This window comes from Actinomadura sp. HBU206391, from assembly GCF_014323665.1.
Taxonomy (GTDB): Bacteria; Actinomycetota; Actinomycetes; order Streptosporangiales; family Streptosporangiaceae; genus Actinomadura_C.
Genome location: NZ_JABVEB010000066.1, coordinates 14,800 through 30,980 on the forward strand (window position 1 = coordinate 14,800; position 16,181 = coordinate 30,980).

17 protein-coding genes, 1 pseudogene and 1 riboswitch are annotated in these 16,181 nt (G+C 67.1%); of the genes and pseudogenes, 11 read left to right on the forward strand and 7 right to left on the reverse strand.

Annotation, left to right across the window (positions count from 1 at the left end; genetic code table 11):
- Window positions 1–34 precede the first annotated feature (34 nt).
- The 4 genes from HKK72_RS20060 to HKK72_RS20075 all read right to left on the reverse strand — a co-directional run bounded on the left by HKK72_RS20060 (window position 35) and on the right by HKK72_RS20075 (window position 3,425).
- Complete coding sequence (locus HKK72_RS20060; protein ID WP_187235928.1) at window positions 35–574, reverse strand: DUF4396 domain-containing protein; 540 nt, start codon at window positions 572–574, stop codon at window positions 35–37.
- A 230-nt stretch (window positions 575–804) separates the two neighbouring features.
- Window positions 805–1,740, reverse strand: coding sequence for an NlpC/P60 family protein (locus HKK72_RS20065; RefSeq protein WP_261986996.1), 936 nt, complete (start codon window positions 1,738–1,740; stop codon window positions 805–807).
- Between the two features lie 116 nt (window positions 1,741–1,856).
- A riboswitch (cyclic di-AMP (ydaO/yuaA leader) is annotated at window positions 1,857–2,004 on the reverse strand.
- A gap of 101 nt (window positions 2,005–2,105) precedes the next feature.
- Window positions 2,106–3,041: a M56 family metallopeptidase gene (locus HKK72_RS20070; protein ID WP_187235929.1), complete on the reverse strand. Its 936-nt coding sequence runs from the start codon at window positions 3,039–3,041 to the stop codon at window positions 2,106–2,108.
- A gap of 3 nt (window positions 3,042–3,044) precedes the next feature.
- Entirely contained in the window at window positions 3,045–3,425 is a 381-nt protein-coding gene (locus HKK72_RS20075) for a BlaI/MecI/CopY family transcriptional regulator (protein WP_187235930.1), read from the reverse strand.
- 224 nt (window positions 3,426–3,649) lie between these two features.
- Here HKK72_RS20075 and HKK72_RS20080 point away from each other — a divergent pair, with 224 nt between their 5' ends.
- The 8 genes from HKK72_RS20080 to HKK72_RS20115 all read left to right on the forward strand — a co-directional run bounded on the left by HKK72_RS20080 (window position 3,650) and on the right by HKK72_RS20115 (window position 11,571).
- Window positions 3,650–3,949, forward strand: coding sequence for a hypothetical protein (locus HKK72_RS20080; protein WP_187235931.1), 300 nt, complete (start codon window positions 3,650–3,652; stop codon window positions 3,947–3,949).
- Between the two features lie 194 nt (window positions 3,950–4,143).
- Window positions 4,144–4,746 carry a DUF305 domain-containing protein gene (locus HKK72_RS20085; RefSeq protein ID WP_187235932.1) on the forward strand — a complete coding sequence of 201 codons (603 nt, stop codon included), beginning with the start codon at window positions 4,144–4,146 and terminating at the stop codon, window positions 4,744–4,746.
- A gap of 424 nt (window positions 4,747–5,170) precedes the next feature.
- Window positions 5,171–6,310 carry an MBL fold metallo-hydrolase gene (locus tag HKK72_RS20090; RefSeq protein ID WP_261986997.1) on the forward strand — a complete coding sequence of 380 codons (1,140 nt, stop codon included), beginning with the start codon at window positions 5,171–5,173 and terminating at the stop codon, window positions 6,308–6,310.
- Entirely contained in the window at window positions 6,307–7,221 is a 915-nt protein-coding gene (locus HKK72_RS20095; RefSeq protein ID WP_187235934.1) for an ATP-binding cassette domain-containing protein, read from the forward strand. Before HKK72_RS20090 ends, HKK72_RS20095 begins: the two co-directional genes overlap by 4 nt.
- Window positions 7,218–8,033: an ABC transporter permease gene (locus HKK72_RS20100; protein WP_187235935.1), complete on the forward strand. Its 816-nt coding sequence runs from the start codon at window positions 7,218–7,220 to the stop codon at window positions 8,031–8,033. The genes HKK72_RS20095 and HKK72_RS20100 overlap by 4 nt, the downstream gene beginning before the upstream one ends.
- Before the next feature lies 1 nt (window position 8,034).
- Window positions 8,035–9,393 carry a streptophobe family protein gene (locus HKK72_RS20105; protein ID WP_187235936.1) on the forward strand — a complete coding sequence of 453 codons (1,359 nt, stop codon included), beginning with the start codon at window positions 8,035–8,037 and terminating at the stop codon, window positions 9,391–9,393.
- Window positions 9,335–10,069 carry a response regulator transcription factor gene (locus tag HKK72_RS20110; RefSeq protein WP_187235937.1) on the forward strand — a complete coding sequence of 245 codons (735 nt, stop codon included), beginning with the start codon at window positions 9,335–9,337 and terminating at the stop codon, window positions 10,067–10,069. Before HKK72_RS20105 ends, HKK72_RS20110 begins: the two co-directional genes overlap by 59 nt.
- A gap of 8 nt (window positions 10,070–10,077) precedes the next feature.
- Window positions 10,078–11,571, forward strand: a complete 1,494-nt coding sequence (locus HKK72_RS20115; RefSeq protein ID WP_222720908.1) for a sensor histidine kinase — start codon at window positions 10,078–10,080, stop codon at window positions 11,569–11,571.
- A 558-nt stretch (window positions 11,572–12,129) separates the two neighbouring features.
- Here HKK72_RS20115 and HKK72_RS20120 read toward each other — a convergent pair.
- Window positions 12,130–12,897 carry a hypothetical protein gene (locus HKK72_RS20120; protein ID WP_187235938.1) on the reverse strand — a complete coding sequence of 256 codons (768 nt, stop codon included), beginning with the start codon at window positions 12,895–12,897 and terminating at the stop codon, window positions 12,130–12,132.
- Between the two features lie 120 nt (window positions 12,898–13,017).
- Between HKK72_RS20120 and HKK72_RS20125 the strand changes: the two are divergent.
- Both HKK72_RS20125 and HKK72_RS20130 read left to right on the forward strand, forming a co-directional pair.
- Window positions 13,018–13,291 (forward strand): annotated as a pseudogene (locus HKK72_RS20125) (Tn3 family transposase); the annotation flags it as partial.
- A gap of 115 nt (window positions 13,292–13,406) precedes the next feature.
- Entirely contained in the window at window positions 13,407–13,628 is a 222-nt protein-coding gene (locus HKK72_RS20130) for a hypothetical protein (RefSeq protein WP_187235939.1), read from the forward strand.
- On the opposite strand, the gene HKK72_RS20135 is transcribed toward HKK72_RS20130, so the two are convergent.
- Both HKK72_RS20135 and HKK72_RS20140 read right to left on the reverse strand, forming a co-directional pair.
- On the reverse strand, window positions 13,625–14,059 hold the full coding sequence (locus HKK72_RS20135) for a nuclear transport factor 2 family protein (protein WP_187235940.1): 435 nt from the start codon (window positions 14,057–14,059) through the stop codon (window positions 13,625–13,627). The genes HKK72_RS20130 and HKK72_RS20135 overlap by 4 nt on opposite strands.
- A gap of 39 nt (window positions 14,060–14,098) precedes the next feature.
- Window positions 14,099–15,178, reverse strand: a complete 1,080-nt coding sequence (locus tag HKK72_RS20140) for an epoxide hydrolase family protein (protein WP_187235941.1) — start codon at window positions 15,176–15,178, stop codon at window positions 14,099–14,101.
- Window positions 15,179–15,291: 113 nt separating this feature from the next.
- Here HKK72_RS20140 and HKK72_RS20145 point away from each other — a divergent pair, with 113 nt between their 5' ends.
- Window positions 15,292–15,771: a MarR family winged helix-turn-helix transcriptional regulator gene (locus HKK72_RS20145; protein WP_187235942.1), complete on the forward strand. Its 480-nt coding sequence runs from the start codon at window positions 15,292–15,294 to the stop codon at window positions 15,769–15,771.
- Window positions 15,772–16,181: the final 410 nt, after the last annotated feature.

Consider the following 16,181-nt stretch of genomic DNA (forward strand, 5'->3'; position numbering starts at 1 on the left):
CGCCCGTAGAGCCTCACCCGGTCGGGCACTCCGTTCAGTGGTGGTATTGATGGACGACCGCGTGGCCCTTGCCACGTCCGATCATCCATCGGTTGATCGGAGTGGTCAGTACGAATGCCACCACCAGCGAGAACGCCAGCGCGCCCCAGAAGAGGCCACTCGTCAGACCGGCGTCCATCGCTCCGGGCACGAAGATCATGACGCTGTTGTCCAGGACCTCCATGACGGCGATCGACACGGTGTCGGCGGCGAGCGCGACCCCGAAGGCCGCCCGGAGGCTCAGACCGGCGCGGAGCACACCCCGCATGGTGAGCGCATAGCCGAATACGAACGCCAAGGCCACCGCCAGCACTACGGTGCCGGCGTTGTGCAGCCCCAGCGCGGTGCCGATGACCATGCCGAGCACCTCGCCGATCGCACAACCCGTCAGACAGTGCAACGTCGCCTGCGCGGCCGCGGCCCAGGTCACCGCCTCCGAAGGTGCGTGCCCGGCATGGTTGCCGCTCGCGTCGCCCGAGGTACCCGCATGAGCAGAGGTGTGGTCATTCAACTGGTGCTTGTCGGGCTTTTCCATCGAACCTCCGTAGGGTACCCCCGTAGGGTATATGGCGGGCGGTCCGCGATCAAATGAGGTGCCCTTGACGACAGATGCGCGTACCTCACACACCGATGACCAACAGCACGAGCGCCAGCACGGCCAAGGCCAGGATGACCCTCCACTCGAGCTGCTCACGGCGAGCGCGTCGCGCACGGGCAGTCCTTTTCCGCCTCGTCACGCGACTCCTGTCGTATGTCAGGACGGCATTATGCGACGCGGACGGCTCCGGCCCAGGGGCGGCCGCTGAGCGGGCTGATCTTCACGACGTCGCCGGTCTGCGGGGCGTGGACCATCTTGCCGTTGCCGATGTACATACCCATGTGGTGCAGGTCGGTGTGGAAGAACACCAGGTCCCCGGGTCTGAGCTGGTCCCTGGAGACGCGGGTGCCGGCGTTGAACTGGCTGCCGGTGTAGTGGGGAAGGCCGATGCCGACCTGCGCGTAGGCGTAGAGGGTGAGCCCGGAGCAGTCGAAGCCTTTGATATTCGCGCCTTGTGCGACACCGAAGGTCGGGCCGGAGGGTCCGCCGCCGCCCCAGGAGTAGGGGGTGCCGAGCCTGTTCAGTGCCGCCTGGACGGCACCCAGCGCCTTGGCCGATGCGCCGCCGGGAGCGACGTTCGGGATCGGTCCGCCGGTAGAGGGCTGTCCGGTGCCGAGCTTGCTCTCGATCTTGGACAGCGCCTTGTTCACCGCCTGTTGTTTGCGGCGTGCCTCACCTGCGAGGCGGTTGACCTGGGCGGCGCGCTGTTCGGCCGCCTTGCGGGCTCGGGACGCGGCCTGCATGGTCTGGAGCAGTGCGGAAACCTGGGTGCCGTTCTGTTCGGCGAAGTAGTTCAAGGTGGCGGATCGGTCCAGCAGTGTTTGCGGGTCGGAAGATGTCGCGAAGGTGATCGAGGGGTCCACGCCGCCGTTCTTGTAGCTGTCGGCGGCCATTTGGGCGACGCTGGCCCGCACCGTTTCCAGGGCCTGCTGCTGACGTATCGCGTTGGACCTGGCGATCTTCGCAGCGCGTTCGGCCTGCTGGAGGCGCACGCGCAGGCCGTTGTACTGCTCGGTGAGCTGCTCTGCCTGATCGGCCAGCTTCTCCTGTTGCGCGGTCAGTTCGCGGCGCGAGGGGATCGGCTCTGCCGACGCCCGCGTCATCGGCAGAAGACCCACCGTGGTCAAGGCCACGGCTGCCGAGATGGACCAGGTCAGTGCGGTTCTACCGCGGCGCGGCGTGCCTTGTCCACGGCCATCGGCCCGTCGTCGCTCCATGCACGTCCTCTCCTCTACCGCCTACCGGGTTAGCTGACGGGTTCGGGCCGGAGTCGCCCTACCGCTCACCGCGGAGCGGATTCACCCCCGCGCTGAAGGTGGGTCCCCGGTTCCAGGACCTGAGGTCGCAGGATTCGGCGGAGCCATCGCTGCTCCGGGAGGAGCGCCGCGCGATGGCTCCTACAGAGGGTAGGAGAGTGGGTGTCGTTACGCCACCTAAGTGACTCGATTAACGCAAACCACCCAGATCGTCAACAGAGCACAGTGAGTTCTATCGCGGCCGCTGTGACGGCCATGAAGGGGAGGCCGAGGGCGCAGGCGAAGAAGGTCCAGGCGCCCGTGCGCACAACCCGTGACAGTTCCCTCGCCGGGGCATCCAGGCGGGCGAGCCTGCGCGTCAGTGTCGGTTCATCAGGGGCCGCGGCGGCCAATGCCCCGGCCGGCCCGGGGGTGATCGTGAGCTTGCGCAGTGCTCCGGCCAGAGCCGGACGCCCGTACCTATGAGCGGCCACGTCGTCGGCGGCCATCTCCAGCAACAGCGGAAGGCTGACGCTGGCCCGGCGTACGGTCGGCAGCCAGGGCAGCAGCACGTAAGCCAGGTCCAGCAGGAGCAGCAACGCGTGATGCCGCTGCCGGAGATGGGTCCGTTCATGAGCCAGCACCGCCTGAAGCTGTGCGGTACTCAACCTGTTCTGCGCCCCGGTACTGATCACGATGGAACCCCGGCGCGAGGGCAGGCAGTAGGCCACCGGGACCGGATGCTCGAGTACCAGCACGTCTGCGTGCTCGCCGTCTTGGCGGGCGATGAGGCCAAGCATCTGGCGATGCCGCCGCCGCCGGGTCACCGCTCGCCACAGCCGAGGTACCCCACGCGCGAGCCGGAAGGCACAGACCATGATGATGAAAGATCCGACGCCCGCCGTAATGGCGACTCCGCTGTGCCGGTGACCGGGCACGCAGTTGTGCAGCCACTCCAGCACGCCATGGCCGGGGGCGGGAGACCGCAGCAACGCCACCGCGAACGCCCCGGCGAACCCTGCGAAGGTGCCGCTCAACGCCGCTATCCAGCATGCGACCGCGATCGCGGGGCGGGCGACCGGCCAGCCCGCCCGGTCCAGGACCGGGCCCGCCGCGCACCCGAGCGCGACGACGGAGGCGATGAGACCGGCCGCAACGACGAGGAACATATGTCAGGTCCCCGGCTCGTCGATCGTGCGTTCCCGCAGAGCGTCGAACAGATGCCGGGCGTCTTGAGGATCCACGCTCTCGGCGAAACGGGCCAACATCGCAGCGTGATCTGAGGACTCTGTCAGCGCATCCAGCATCAGCTCGACTGCGTGCTCGTCTCGGGTCCGGGTCGGCAGGTACCGGAATGCCTGGCCATCGGCGACCCGCCGCAACAGCCCCTTGCGGGCGAGCCGTTCAGCAACGGTCTGGACGGTGTTGTAGGCCAAGGGCCTATCCGCGCCCTCGTTGACTTTGACCAACAGCTCGCGAACTCGGAGCCCGACAGGTGCCTCCCACAGCGCACTCATGATCGTGCGCTCGAGCGGCCCGCCCAAACCTCCCATGAAGCACCTCCACCCCGCCATTGTGGCCGAAGACGACCGCACGTGAGCGCGCGCACTGGACCGGGCCGGGACCGCCACCCCCCATCACGGACAACTGGCCGGCCCTCTTACCCGTCCCATGCTCGGTGTGCGCTGTCGGCCTCATCGCGCTCATGGGTCTGGCCTTCAGCGGCGCGCCGGTATCGAGACCCGGATGGGTCCTACGGATTGTAGGATCAGGTGTCATGTCGCCACCGCTGTCGTTGCGACTCACCTGGTACGGGCCGGTCGCATGGACGCTGCTGCTGCCCGCGCCGCTCACGGGCCTGCTCGCCATGCACGGCTTGCAAGCCTCGGCGAGCCCAAGCGACATCTCCGGTATCCCGGCTAACCTGATGAACACGATGGCAGCCGCAGACCGGCATGCCGATCACCAACCGCAAACCACCGAAAACGATCAGCCTCAGCATCCGCCGGCACACAAGCACCCAGGCGGGCAGGTGTGCCTGGGGTTGCTGATCCTGGTCTTCTTTTCATCGTCATGACACCCGGTGGCCGCCACCCTTGGCCCCGCCTGTCGGCGGCTGTTCGCTCGATCCTGGTATCACACCCACCTGGCGGTGGCAGACCACCACCGTCGCTGTTTCAGCTTTCGGTGTTGCGGACGTGACAGATGCCGCGGCGTGTTCTCGCCGCGACATGCGCCATATCACCCTCAACACGAAAGGATCACCACGTCATGAAGCGTGCATTCGCCATGCTCGTAATTCCGATAGCCGGTTTCACCTTCACCGCCTGTGGTAGCGCCAACGACGGTTCCGAGTCCATGTCGGGTCACTCGATGAGCACCACCTCCGCACCGGCGCCCTCCGCCGCCGGCCAGCACAACGACCAGGACGTCACGTTCGCCCAAGGAATGATCCCCCACCACCAGCAGGCCATCCAGATGGCCGAGCTGGCCACCTCCCGTGCCTCAATGCCCGAGGTCAAGCAGCTGGCCGCAGCGATCAAAGACGCCCAGGGCCCAGAGATCCAGCAGATGACGGGCTGGCTCGATAGCTGGAACGCGACCGTGCCGTCCCCGGATATGCACATGGGTCACGACATGGGCGACGGCATGATGTCCGAGCAGGACATGAAAAAGCTCGAAAAGCTGTCTGGCAACAAGTTCGATAAGGCGTTCCTCACCATGATGATCAAACACCACGAGGGTGCCATCACGATGGCCAGAACAGAGCAGACCAGCGGAATGTCCAGTGCGGCCAAGACCCTCGCCGGAACCATCGTGACGTCGCAATCCGCAGAGATCACCAAGATGCGCACCTTGCTGGAAAAGATGTAACGGGCACTAAGTCCGAGGGCCATCTGACACGCGGGCCGCCGGCCAGGCCCAGTCCGTGCACCCAGAAGCCGCGCGGCGACCGATCCCGCTACCACGGACACCGCACCCCTGCCGTGATCGTGTTGCCCGAGGTTGAAGAAGTTCTGGGACTTCGGTGTGAATCGGGATACCGCCCCCCGTACCTGCAGCTGAGCATTTGCTGGTCTGTGCACGTTTGGTGTTTTTGTCGGGTGTGTGGGTGTTGCTGGGGCCGTCGAGTGCCCAGGGAGCACTCAGGTCTTGCCAGGGGGTGGTCAGGGCGGCGGTGCAGTCTGATCGCGCCGATCGATGACTGAGAAGGAGCCGCCTGATGTCGTTGGATTTGAGTGGGATAGATCGAAGGAGTGTGCTCCGGAGTGGGTTGACCGGGGTGGCCGCGATTGGGATGGCTTCTGTCGGTGGTGGGGTTTTGCGGCCCGTCCGAGCACCGGCGTATGCGGGTGTGGTCGGTGAGGAGGGGCCGGAGGTCGTTCTGCTGGGCACGTGTGGCGGTCCCGTTCCTGGGCGTCGCTTTCACACCTCCAGCGCTCTGGTGTTCCGGGACGCGGTCTACCTGGTCGATGCCGGTGATGGGCTTGCCCACCAGTTCGCGCAGGCCGGTCTGCGGTTCGATGACCTGAGGGCCCACTTCATCACGCATCTGCACTCCGACCACATGGCCGGGTATTACTCCTTCTACCTGCTCAACTGGGTCGCATCGCGTCATCGGATGCGGCCGGTCGAGGTGTTCGGGCCGGGCCGGGCGGACGGGCATGGACCGCCCGGCCACGGCGACTTTCCCGCAGGGCTGCCCGAGGTGCCCGGTCTTCCCCTGGTCAACCCGCAACTGCCCACGCCCGGCGTTGTGGAGATCACCGGTTATGAGCGACAGGCCGCCGCCTACGACGTCAACATTCGGCTGCGAGACGGCCTGCCCGAGGGGAGAACACCGCCTGAGGGGCTGACGCCACCGCTTGTGGAGCCTCACGAGGTGCCTCTTGCACGGCAGGCGAACTTCCGCGACCCGTGCCCGCAGACACCACCTGTGAAGGTGTACGAGGACGACCTGGTCCGGGTGACGGCGGCGCTCGTCTATCACTGGCCGGTCTTCCCCGCGTTCGCCTACCGTTTCGACACCGAGCACGGGAGTGTCGTCTTCTCCGGTGACACCTCACCGGTCGCCAACCTCTACGGACTCGCTCACCGGGCGGACATGCTGGTCAACGAGGCCGTGTACGCCCCGCAGATCCTCAAGGATCCGGGCACCCCGTTGGATCCGGTGACCAGGCATGTTCTCTCGGCGCACACTCAGTACGCCGATCAACCCGCCATCCAGGACGTGCCCGCGCATGACGGCGTCGGCACGGTCGCCCGCAAGGCGGAGGTCGGCACCCTGGTGCTCAACCATTTGCTCCCCGGGGACGGCTCGGTCCCCGACCAGGTCTGGACGGACGCCATCCGTAAGGTCGGCTATCAAGGTGACGTGCGCATCGGGAACGATCTGATGCGCATTCCACTGAGCACCGTCCTGAGGCGGGCACGGTGATCGAACTTCGCGGTCTCACCAAGCGCTTCGGCGCGACGTCGGCGGTCCAGGACCTGACCCTCACCGTCGAGCCGGGTGTGGTGACCGGATTCTTGGGGCCCAACGGTGCCGGCAAGACGACCACCATGCGGATGATCTTGGGGTTGGCCGCGCCCACCAGTGGCACCGTGCTGGTGAACGGGCGCCGCTATGCCGATCTGCCGAGCCCCATGCGCGAGGTCGGTGCGCTGCTCGATGCCCGGGCCGTACACGGAGGCCGTACCGCCTACGCTCATCTGCTCTGCCTGGCGCACAGCAACGGCATCGCCCGGCGGCGGGTCGATGACGTTCTCGGGATCGTCGGGTTGGAGAAGGTGGCCGGCAAACGGATCGGCGCGTTCTCGCTCGGTATGAGTCAGCGGCTCGGTATCGCGGCCGCGTTGCTCGGCGATCCCGCGAGCTTGATGTTCGACGAACCGGTCAACGGTCTCGATCCAGAGGGTGTCATGTGGATCCGGCATCTGATGCGGGATCTGGCCCGTGAAGGGCGCACAGTGCTGGTGTCCAGTCACCTGATGACCGAGATGTCGCTCACCGCGGATCATCTGATCGTCATCGGCCGGGGACGGCTGATCGCGAACACGGGCGTTGAGGCGTTCATGCGGGCGCATTCACGGCCCAGCGTACGGGTTCGTACCTCCTCGGCCGGGGCGCTCGCGCGTCTGCTGACCGATGCCGGGGCGCATGTGCGGCCTGGCGAAGGCGATGTCCTCGTGGTGTCGGACTTGGACAGCACCGAGATCGGCAAGGTGGCGGCGGCCGAGGGGCTGGTGTTGTCGGAGCTGACGCCGCAGCGGTCATCGCTGGAAGAGGTGTTCATGGAGCTGACCCGCGACTGCGTCGAATACGCGACCGAAGGAGAGCTCCGATGAGTGAGGCCGTGATCACCTCGGGGGTGGGGCGTAGCGCCACCCTGGCGGATGCCATGCGCTCGGAATGGACGAAGGTCCGCACGCTCCGCTCCACGGTGTGGGCCGTGCTCGCAACGGTGGTCCTCGGAGTCGGTTTCGGCGCGCTGCTGAGCCTGGCGGGCGCCCGGCGATACACCGAGATGACCACTGCGGAGCGGCTGGGTTTCGATCCGGCCGCCACCAGCCTGGCCGGCCATCTCGTGGCGCAGCTGGCCATCGGCGTACTGGGCGTGCTCGTCATCACCGCCGAGTACGCGACGGGAATGCTGCAGACGAGCCTGGCAGTAGTCCCTCGGCGGGGCCGGTTGCTGGCGGCCAAGGCGGTGGTGTTCACCGTGGTCGCCTTGGTCGTCGGGGAAATCGTGGGATTCGGCGCGTTCTTCACCGGCCAGTACGTCCTTACCGGGCAGGAGGCGCCGCACACCGCTCTGAGCCAGGACCACGTACTGCGTGCCGTAGCCGGTACCGGGCTCTATCTGGCGGTCGTGGGATTGCTCGGGGTGGCCGTCGGCACTTTGGTGCGGGCTACTGCGGGAGCGCTCGCGATCATTGTGACGGTCACCCTTCTCGTACCCGCGTTCGTCCCCGCGCTGCCCGGCTCCTGGGCGCGGGTGGTTGGGAAGTTCTGGCCCACCATGGCGGGCAATCGGATCATGACCGTGGTCCACGATCCCCATGTTCTGGCCCCATGGGCCGGATTCGGGCTGTTGTGCGCCGTGGTGGCCGTGGTGTTCGCCGCGGCTGTGGCCGTCTTCCGGACTCGTGATGTGTGACTTGAGGAGGGCGATCTCAGCGGTCGTGCTGGCCTTCCTCGCCATGGGCGTGGTGGCCGCTCTCGGGCTGTTGCTTACGGGAGCGCACGCCACAGGTTCGCTCAGTTCGCTGACGGCCGCCACGGTGACGTTGGCCGCGGGCGGCTCGGTCGATGTCATCGGCGGCTTCTCCGAGCCCCACCCGCTGGGAGTAAGCGTGCGGGGTGGAATCGATTTCATGCCGCTAGGCGTATCACTGGCCGGTGCCCTGGTGCTCGGCACGACGCTCCTGTGGCACGACCATGCGCTGCCGGTTCGCAGGCTGGTCGTTCGCATGGGTGCCGCTGCGTTGACCTTTCCCGCTGTGCTTGCCGTCGTGGCCCGGGCGGGACACGGGTCGTTGCCGGTCGATCTACCTTGCGCAGGCCGTGGTGGGTGCGCAAGAGGTGCTCTGCGGGCGAGCGGCCGAGGGCGGCTCCTGAGCGGCAGGATCACCGTGGATTACCACTCGGAGTTGTGGTCGACGGTGCTCGGCGGCCTGGTATGGGTAGTGCTGATACTCGCCATATGCTGGCTCTTCTCACGGCGCATCCCGACGCCGACAGGCCAGGCCTGGATACGGTCGGCCGGCTCCGCGACGCTCGCGGTGATCTTGTGGGCCACCCTCGCTGTCATGGCCGTCGGACTGGTAGCGGCGGTCAAGGGAGGGCCGAAGGTCGCCGGGGTGGCGCTTCTGGGAGCTCCCAACGTCGTGTTCTCCGCTGTCTCTGTCGGCGTCGGAGTGCCATGGTCGATGAGTGCCGACGGGACACTGGTCGGCAGGCCACTATCGCGGTTCGGGGACAGGCAGCCAGACGGCGCCACGGGGACCTCGCTGTCACTCTTCGGGACATCGCATCCGAGCGGGCTCATGTGGTTGCTGCCGGCCATCTTCTCGGCAGTGATCCTGCTGGCCATCGGTGTGGTAGCCGCCAAGCGTACGCCGTTCCGGCCCGGTGCCCCCGGGAAAGGGTTCCAGGACCGGGTGCTGCGGGCAGGTCGACTTGGCCTGATCGTGGGAGGAACACTTGCCGCCATGACCGAACTGGCCGGTAGCTCAGCACACGTGGGGATGTCGATCCTCGGCCACGAGCTCGTGGGTATCCGTTTGCTCTTCGCCGGCCATACCCTCGCGGCGCTGGTGGCCGGTGCGGTGGCCGGTGCGGTGGCCGGATTCGTGGGGGAGGCGCTACTGGACGTTCTCGTCCCTCGACGCCGCCGAGCGGTCACCCCGCCATCGATGCGAGACGTAATCGACCAGGTCGGACACAATAGGGACGGGCATGGAGCCAACGGGCGAAACGGTCCGATCGGGCGAGATCAGCCTTCTGGTGGTCGATGATGAGCCCGTCGTCAGGGAACTGCTTTCGGCGAGCCTGCGGTTCGCTGGATTCGCGGTGACGTCTGCGGCCAGCGGAGCCGAGGCACTGGCCGCCGCCGTGGACAAACCTCCTGACCTCATCGTTCTCGACGTGATGCTCCCTGACATGGATGGCTTCGAGGTGGTCCGTCGTCTGCGCGTGCCCCGCCCACCGGCCGCCGGCGGGCGGGCGGTGCACGTGCCGGTCCTCTTCCTCACCGCTCGTGACACCACCCAAGACAAGATCGACGGATTGACCGTCGGCGGGGACGACTACGTCACCAAGCCGTTCAGCGTGGAGGAACTGATCGCCCGCATCCGCGCGATCGTCCGTCGCGCCGGTGGGCCCGCTGAGGCTGGGATGCTCACCGTGGCCGACCTGGTGCTGGACCGGGACGGACATCAGGTCCGCCGGGCCGGCGGACCGGTCCAGTTGTCCCCCACCGAGTTCAAACTGCTGCTCTTCCTGATGGAGAACACCGACCGGGTGCTGTCCAAGGCACAGATCCTGAATCGTGTGTGGCGCTACGACTTCGGCGGGGACGAGAGCATCGTCGAGTCCTACATCAGCTACCTGCGCCGAAAGATCGATACGGTCGAGCCCAAACTCATCCATACCGTGTGGGGGATCGGCTACGTCCTGCGCAGGCCGAGATGATGACTTCGGTGGCGCCATTGGGGGCGTTGGGGCGGCTGAAGCGCATCTCCCTGCGCGCCCAGTTACTCATGATCGCCATGAGCCTGCTGGTCGTTGGCCTGGCGGTGAGCGACGTCCTGATCACCGGCTCTCTGCGCGGCAATCTCCTGGACCGGTTCGACGACCAGACGCGTTCGCTGACCGGGATCGCCTCACGGCTTCCACCTGCCCTGCTGCCTCCTGGTGGCGCAGGCACATTCGCGCAGACCATGACCGTGCGATCAGAGTTGATCAGCGACCTTTTCGTCGCGTATCTGCCTCCGGACACCCGCGTCGAGGCTGCTTCACGCGCGCCCTCCTCATCCGGCGTTCATCAACCGGAACTACCGCAGCTGAGCTCATCGTCGGCGACCGTTCGCAGCGGTCGCCCCTTCGAGGTGCGCGACCGCAGCGGTGGGGACCGCTGGCGGGTGCTCATCGTGCCTCATTCGGCGGGCGGGCATGTGATCGTGGCCGCCTCATTGGCCGATGTGAACTCCACGATCGGCCGGCTGAGGGCAGACTGCCTGCTCATCGGCTGTGCGGTTCTGGTCGTGCTCACCTTGGTCGGCTGGTTCGCCGTACGGGCCGGCCTTCTGCCCCTAGAACGTATCGAGAGAACCGCGGAGTCCATCGCCGGCGGCGACCTGTCCCACCGTGTCCCGGACCTGGCCGCTCCCGGCACCGAGGTCGGACGGTTGTCAGCGGCATTGAACGGCATGCTGGCCCAGCTCGAAGTGGCGTTCGGTGCCCGCGCCGACTCCGAGGCCAGGATGCGGCGCTTTGTCGCCGACGCCAGCCACGAGCTCAGGACCCCGCTGTTCGGAATCAAGGGATTCGCTGAGCTCTACCGCATGGGAGGGCTGCCAGAACGCATAGATGTCGACCGCACGATGCGTCGCATCGAAAGCGAAGCCACCCGCCTCGCCCGCCTGGTCGAGGACCTGTTGCTCCTTGCCCGGCTGGATGGGCACTACGGCACCGGCGACCTCCCGCTCCGAATGGCCCCCATGGACATGCGGAGCCTGGCCGCCGACGCCCTGCACGACCTGCGTGCTCTCGATCCCACCCGCCCGGCCGAGCTCACCGGTCTGACCGGTGGACCACCGGCCACCGCCCCTGTGCTCGGGGACGAGTCCCGGCTGCGCCAGGCGGTGACGAATCTGATAGGCAACGCCGTCACGCACACCCCACGTGGTACGCCCGTACGGATCAAAGTCGGCACCGACGGCAAGGATGCGATCCTGACCGTGGAGGACGATGGGCCCGGAATCAACGAACAGCAGGCGGGCCTGGTCTTCGAACGCTTCTACCGTGCCGACGGATCACGGAGCCGCACCGGAGACGGCGGAACGGGACTGGGCCTCGCCATCGTGCACTCCGTGGTAACCGCGCACAATGGGCAGGTCAAACTACAGTCGGCGGTACAGAAAGGTGCAGCCTTCCAGATCATCCTCCCGGTGGTCACTGATGCACCAAGCTGAAGGAGAGCTGGGGCCACCTGGCCAACGGGCCGCAGCAACAGGTCGCCTGGCCCCGGGAGTGCGTCCGTCAGAATCCTCGTGGCCGAGCCTGCTGGGTCACGAGTATGAGGACACCTTCCTCTTTAGTCGGCCAACCGCGACTGGAGTCAAGGCCACCGCGATACTGATCTTCGGTCTCGTGGGTGTGGTGGTCTCGCTCGCAGCCCCGTTCAAGCAGTGTTCTACGTGTACTGCCCAGGGACGTGGGCCAACCTGGTGATGGATGGCTTGCCGCCGGTTGCGGTGTGGGGCGGTGGTTATTGGTAGTGATGGAGCCAGGCCGGCAGGGCTTTGCGGCGGGCCCGTAGGGCCGCCGGGTCTTCTTTCGGGCGGATGCCGAGTTCGGTGCACGCGTCGCGCCGAGCGTGGGATTTGCAGGCCGAGCGAAGTCATACAGCAGAGAAACCCTCGGGCCGAGGGCAGAGTCCGCGGACCAGCACGCCGGGGTTGTCTCTGCCCGCGAACCACGCCGCAGGCGCTCGCTGGTTGCCTGATGACCCCGGACCCGTCGGGGATGCCTCATGACCCGGACCGGTCGGTTCGGCCCACGATGAGGTCGCGCAGCCGGTCCATCTTGCGGGTCAGCGGCAGACGCAGCCGTTGTTCGCGCCGCCTTGCCGTGGTCAGTTTGGCGGACCCGGGTGGGTAACGCCAGCGCGCCCACGGCGATCCGGGTCGCGCCAGCCGGATCGCCCCGACCAGGAGCAGGAGCGGCAGGAACAGCCCGCTCAACCCCGTCGCGACCTTGCCCTTGAACAGGGTCACCCCGGCGAGCAGCACGTTCACCAGGATGGTCAGATGGGCCACCCACGCCAGCATGGCGCGGGTGTGGCGGTCGGCGCCGGACACGACGACACCGATCGACAGCGGATGCGCACCGAGCAACAGCATCCCCGAGAGCGCGAGCGCGATGAACACCGCGTCGACGGAGACCCGGCCCTGAGCGGTCCAGTAGACGTCCTTGAGCCGCAGGATCAGCGCGAACTCGTCCAGCACCAGTGCCGAGCCGACGCCGAACACCGCCCCGGCTCCCGCCCGCCCGGCCGCCGAGGAGTCCGGCACCGTGAGCGCGGCCACCCCGCCGACGAGCATGATGACCACGCCGAACACCATGTGGTGGATGTGCAGTCCGCCGGGGGTGATATTGCCCGGCCACCAGCGGACCTCGGCTCTGATCATGCGCACGCTGAACCGGATGAACAGGAAGGCTGCCAGGAAGGAGACGAAGAAGCAGAACAGCGGCAGCCGCCCGGTCTCCACGATCGACCGGGTGAACCAGCCCTCCATGCGGCGCTCCTCCCGCGGCGGACCCGGCGGGTGCGGCAGGCGACCGCCGGGCCGGCTTCGGCGGATCAGGCGAGATCATCCCCGCGTGGCCGGAAAGGAAAACCCAACCTGGCGGACCCAGTGCCTAAAGACCGTGCGGTTGGGCCTCAGCACGCCCACTACGGCGGCCGCGGCGTCCTCATCTACTGGCACGTCGAGCAGAAGTCGGTCGCCATTCACTCCCAGCTGATCAACTGCTCGGCCTCCGACGTCGCCGCCATGATCGAGTGCGCGATGCACCACGGCGCCAGCCCACGGCCAGTCCGAAGTCGGTTTCGGCGTCACCCGCCTGCTCGGGTTCGACCTGCTGCCGCGCATCAAGCAGATCAACAAGGTCAAGCTCTATCGGCCCGCACCCGGCGAGACCGAAGGCATCCTGTTCGACGACGACGTCAGGTGCCCCGTTCACGTCGCCGAAAGGGCCGCGGTCCTGCTGGAGCTGAGCGCGATGGCCCCTTACGACGAGTTCGGTGGCGTCCGCCGCCGCCGGGTCGGACGCGCTTTCCCGCTACGAGTTGGGATGCCTGCTCGCCGGGCGCGGCGGGCTCGACGTCGGAGCGCTGCCGAAGGCATCCAAGGCCTCTGTCGGTGCCAAGGGCACAATGGTGCGGCTGGACTCGGCAAAGGCGAACGGCCTGTTGGCCGCGAAGCTCCGGGGTGCCCGGGAGTTCGCGGCCAGCAGTGTCTTCTAGAGGGCCCGGTCGAGGGCTTCGGTCAGTGCGACCGAGGTGACTACGAGGCGGTCGAAGCGCCAGCCGTCCTCGGTGCGGCGCGCCCCGTAGCTGTGGAACCCAGCCGCGAGGGCCTCGGTCTTGTCGTCGATGACGAACACGGCGATGTCGTGGGCCCGCACCGTGGCGGTCTCGCCGTCGACCTCGATGATGAGGTTGGACTTGCTGTGCAGGGTGCGGACGTACGTGTCGTGGCCCGAGCGCACGAGTTCGATGAGCGCCCCGATGCCGCAGGCCTCCCCGCGCGGGGACTTGACGACGACATCTTCGGTGAAGAGCCGGTCGGTCTCGCCGTAGCGGCCCTCGTCGATCCACAAGCTGTGGCGGGCGACCAGGTCGGCAAGTTCGGCGCGGTCGGCGAGTGCGCGGATCAGGGTTTCGGTGCTGGTCATGATGGCCTCCTCAAGTAGTTGGAATAGCTAACGTTCGTGTCACTTGATGTGGGTGAGGAAGAAGTCCCGGATATCCTCGGCGAGCAGGTCCGGCACCTCCATCGCGGCGAAGTGGCCGCCGCGCTCGAACTCCGACCAGTGCCTGATGTCGTACAGCCGCTCGGCCAGCGGTCGCACCGACTGCGTGATGTCGTGCGCGAACACCGCCACGCCGAGCGGCACCCGGCACGGCTGCTGGCTCCCCCGCGGGGTGTCGTGGTGGAACCGGCCCGAGGAGGCCGCGGTCGCGGTCAGCCAGTACAGCGAGATGTCGGTGAGCATCCGATCGTCGCTGACGGGCGTGGCGGGGTCGGTCCACTGTGCGAAGCGCTCGGCGATCCAGACCAGCTGGCCGACCGGCGAGTCGGTCAGCGCGTAGCCGATGGTCTGCGGGGTGAGCGCCTGCAGAGCCTGGTACGGCGGGCGGTTCGCCATCAGCTGCCTGACCTTGTCCAGTCGGGCCTCATCCGCTTCGGACACCTTGACGTCGGGGTCCGGCCGGGTCGGCAGGTAGTTGACGTGCACCCCGACGACGTGCTCGGGCGCCACCGCGCCGAGCCCGATGGAGATGCCCGCGCCGAAGTCGCCGCCCTGCGCGCCGTAGCGCTCGTACCCCAGGCGGCGCATTAGCTCAGCCCAGGCCCGCGCGACCCGGACGGCGTCCCAGCCGCGCTCGTGGGTCGGCCCGGAGAACCCGAAGCCGGGGATGGACGGAATCACCAGGTGGAAGTCGCGCGACAGCGGCTCGATCACGTCGAGGAACTCCAGGAACGAACCGGGCCAGCCGTGGGTGAGGATCAGCGCGAGCGCGTCCGGTTTCGAGGACCGGACGTGGACGAAGTGGATGTTCTGGCCGTCGATCTCGGTGGTGAAGTGCGGAAGCTCGTTGAGCTTGGATTCGTGCTCGCGCCAGTCGTAGCCGGTGCGCCAGTATTCGGCCAGTTCCTTGAGCCGCGCCAGCGGGAAGCCGTAGTCCCACCCGGCCTCGGCGACCTCGTTAGGCCAACGGGTGCGGGAGAGCCGGTCGGTCAGGTCGTCGAGGTCGGCCTGGGGGATGTCGATGCGGAACGGCTTGATCATGGTCTTGACTCCGGGGGGATTCATTCGGCGCCCAAATGTTCGGGCATCTAACGTTTGGTGCTCAAACGATAGCAGAATCATTGGTGTTCCTAACGATTCGTTAGACTTGTCACATGGAGAACCCATCCGAGGAGACGCCCGCCAGGTGGGAGAGCCTGCCCAGCTGGCTGCTCACGCAGACCGCCAACCACGCGCACCGCCTGGTGGCCGACGGGTTCTCGTCCGTCCGCGCCCGCGGCTATCACTACCGCCTGCTGGCGACGCTGGAGGAGTTCGGCCCGGCCAGCCAGGCCGCGCTGGGCCGCCGTAGCGGCATCCACCTCAGCGACATGGTCGCGACGATCAACGAGCTCGCCGATCGCGAACTGGTAGAGCGCGCCCCGGACCCCTCCGATCGGCGGCGCAACATCATCTCGCTGACCGCCGCGGGCAAGCGGCAGCTGCGGCCACTGGAGAAGCAGCTGGCCGCATGCCAGGACGAACTGCTGGCTCCGCTGTCACCCGAGGAGCGACAGCGGTTGACCGAGCTGCTGTCCAGGCTGTTGGACCACCACAACCGGCGAACCAGGACCCCCGAAGAGCCGTGGCGCTGACTGGGAACGCGCCCAAGAATTCCTCGAAGCCACGGCTGCATCTCCGGGCCTGGCCTTCCAACTCTTCGGACAGGGAGGGCGTCTTACTGGTTGTGACTGACCGCACGGAGCCGGCTCTGCCCAACTGGGATTGAGGTTCCTGTGGGTGCCGAGAACCTCATCCGCCTCATGTGACCTGCAGTAATGCGGATCTGCTCATGAACGAGGGGCGTCCGCGTGCGGTGCCGCATGATGAACGGTCATGTGCCTTCGGTTCGTCTATCTCCTCGTTGTCAGCGTGTTCTCCTGGATGCGGTTGGCTCGTCGGCAGGGCGCCTGGAAGGACACCGAGATTTTTGCTGTTGCGTCACCAACTCGCCGTGCTGCAGCGCCAGCAGGTACGCAGGCCGAGCCTGACATGGGCCGACCGA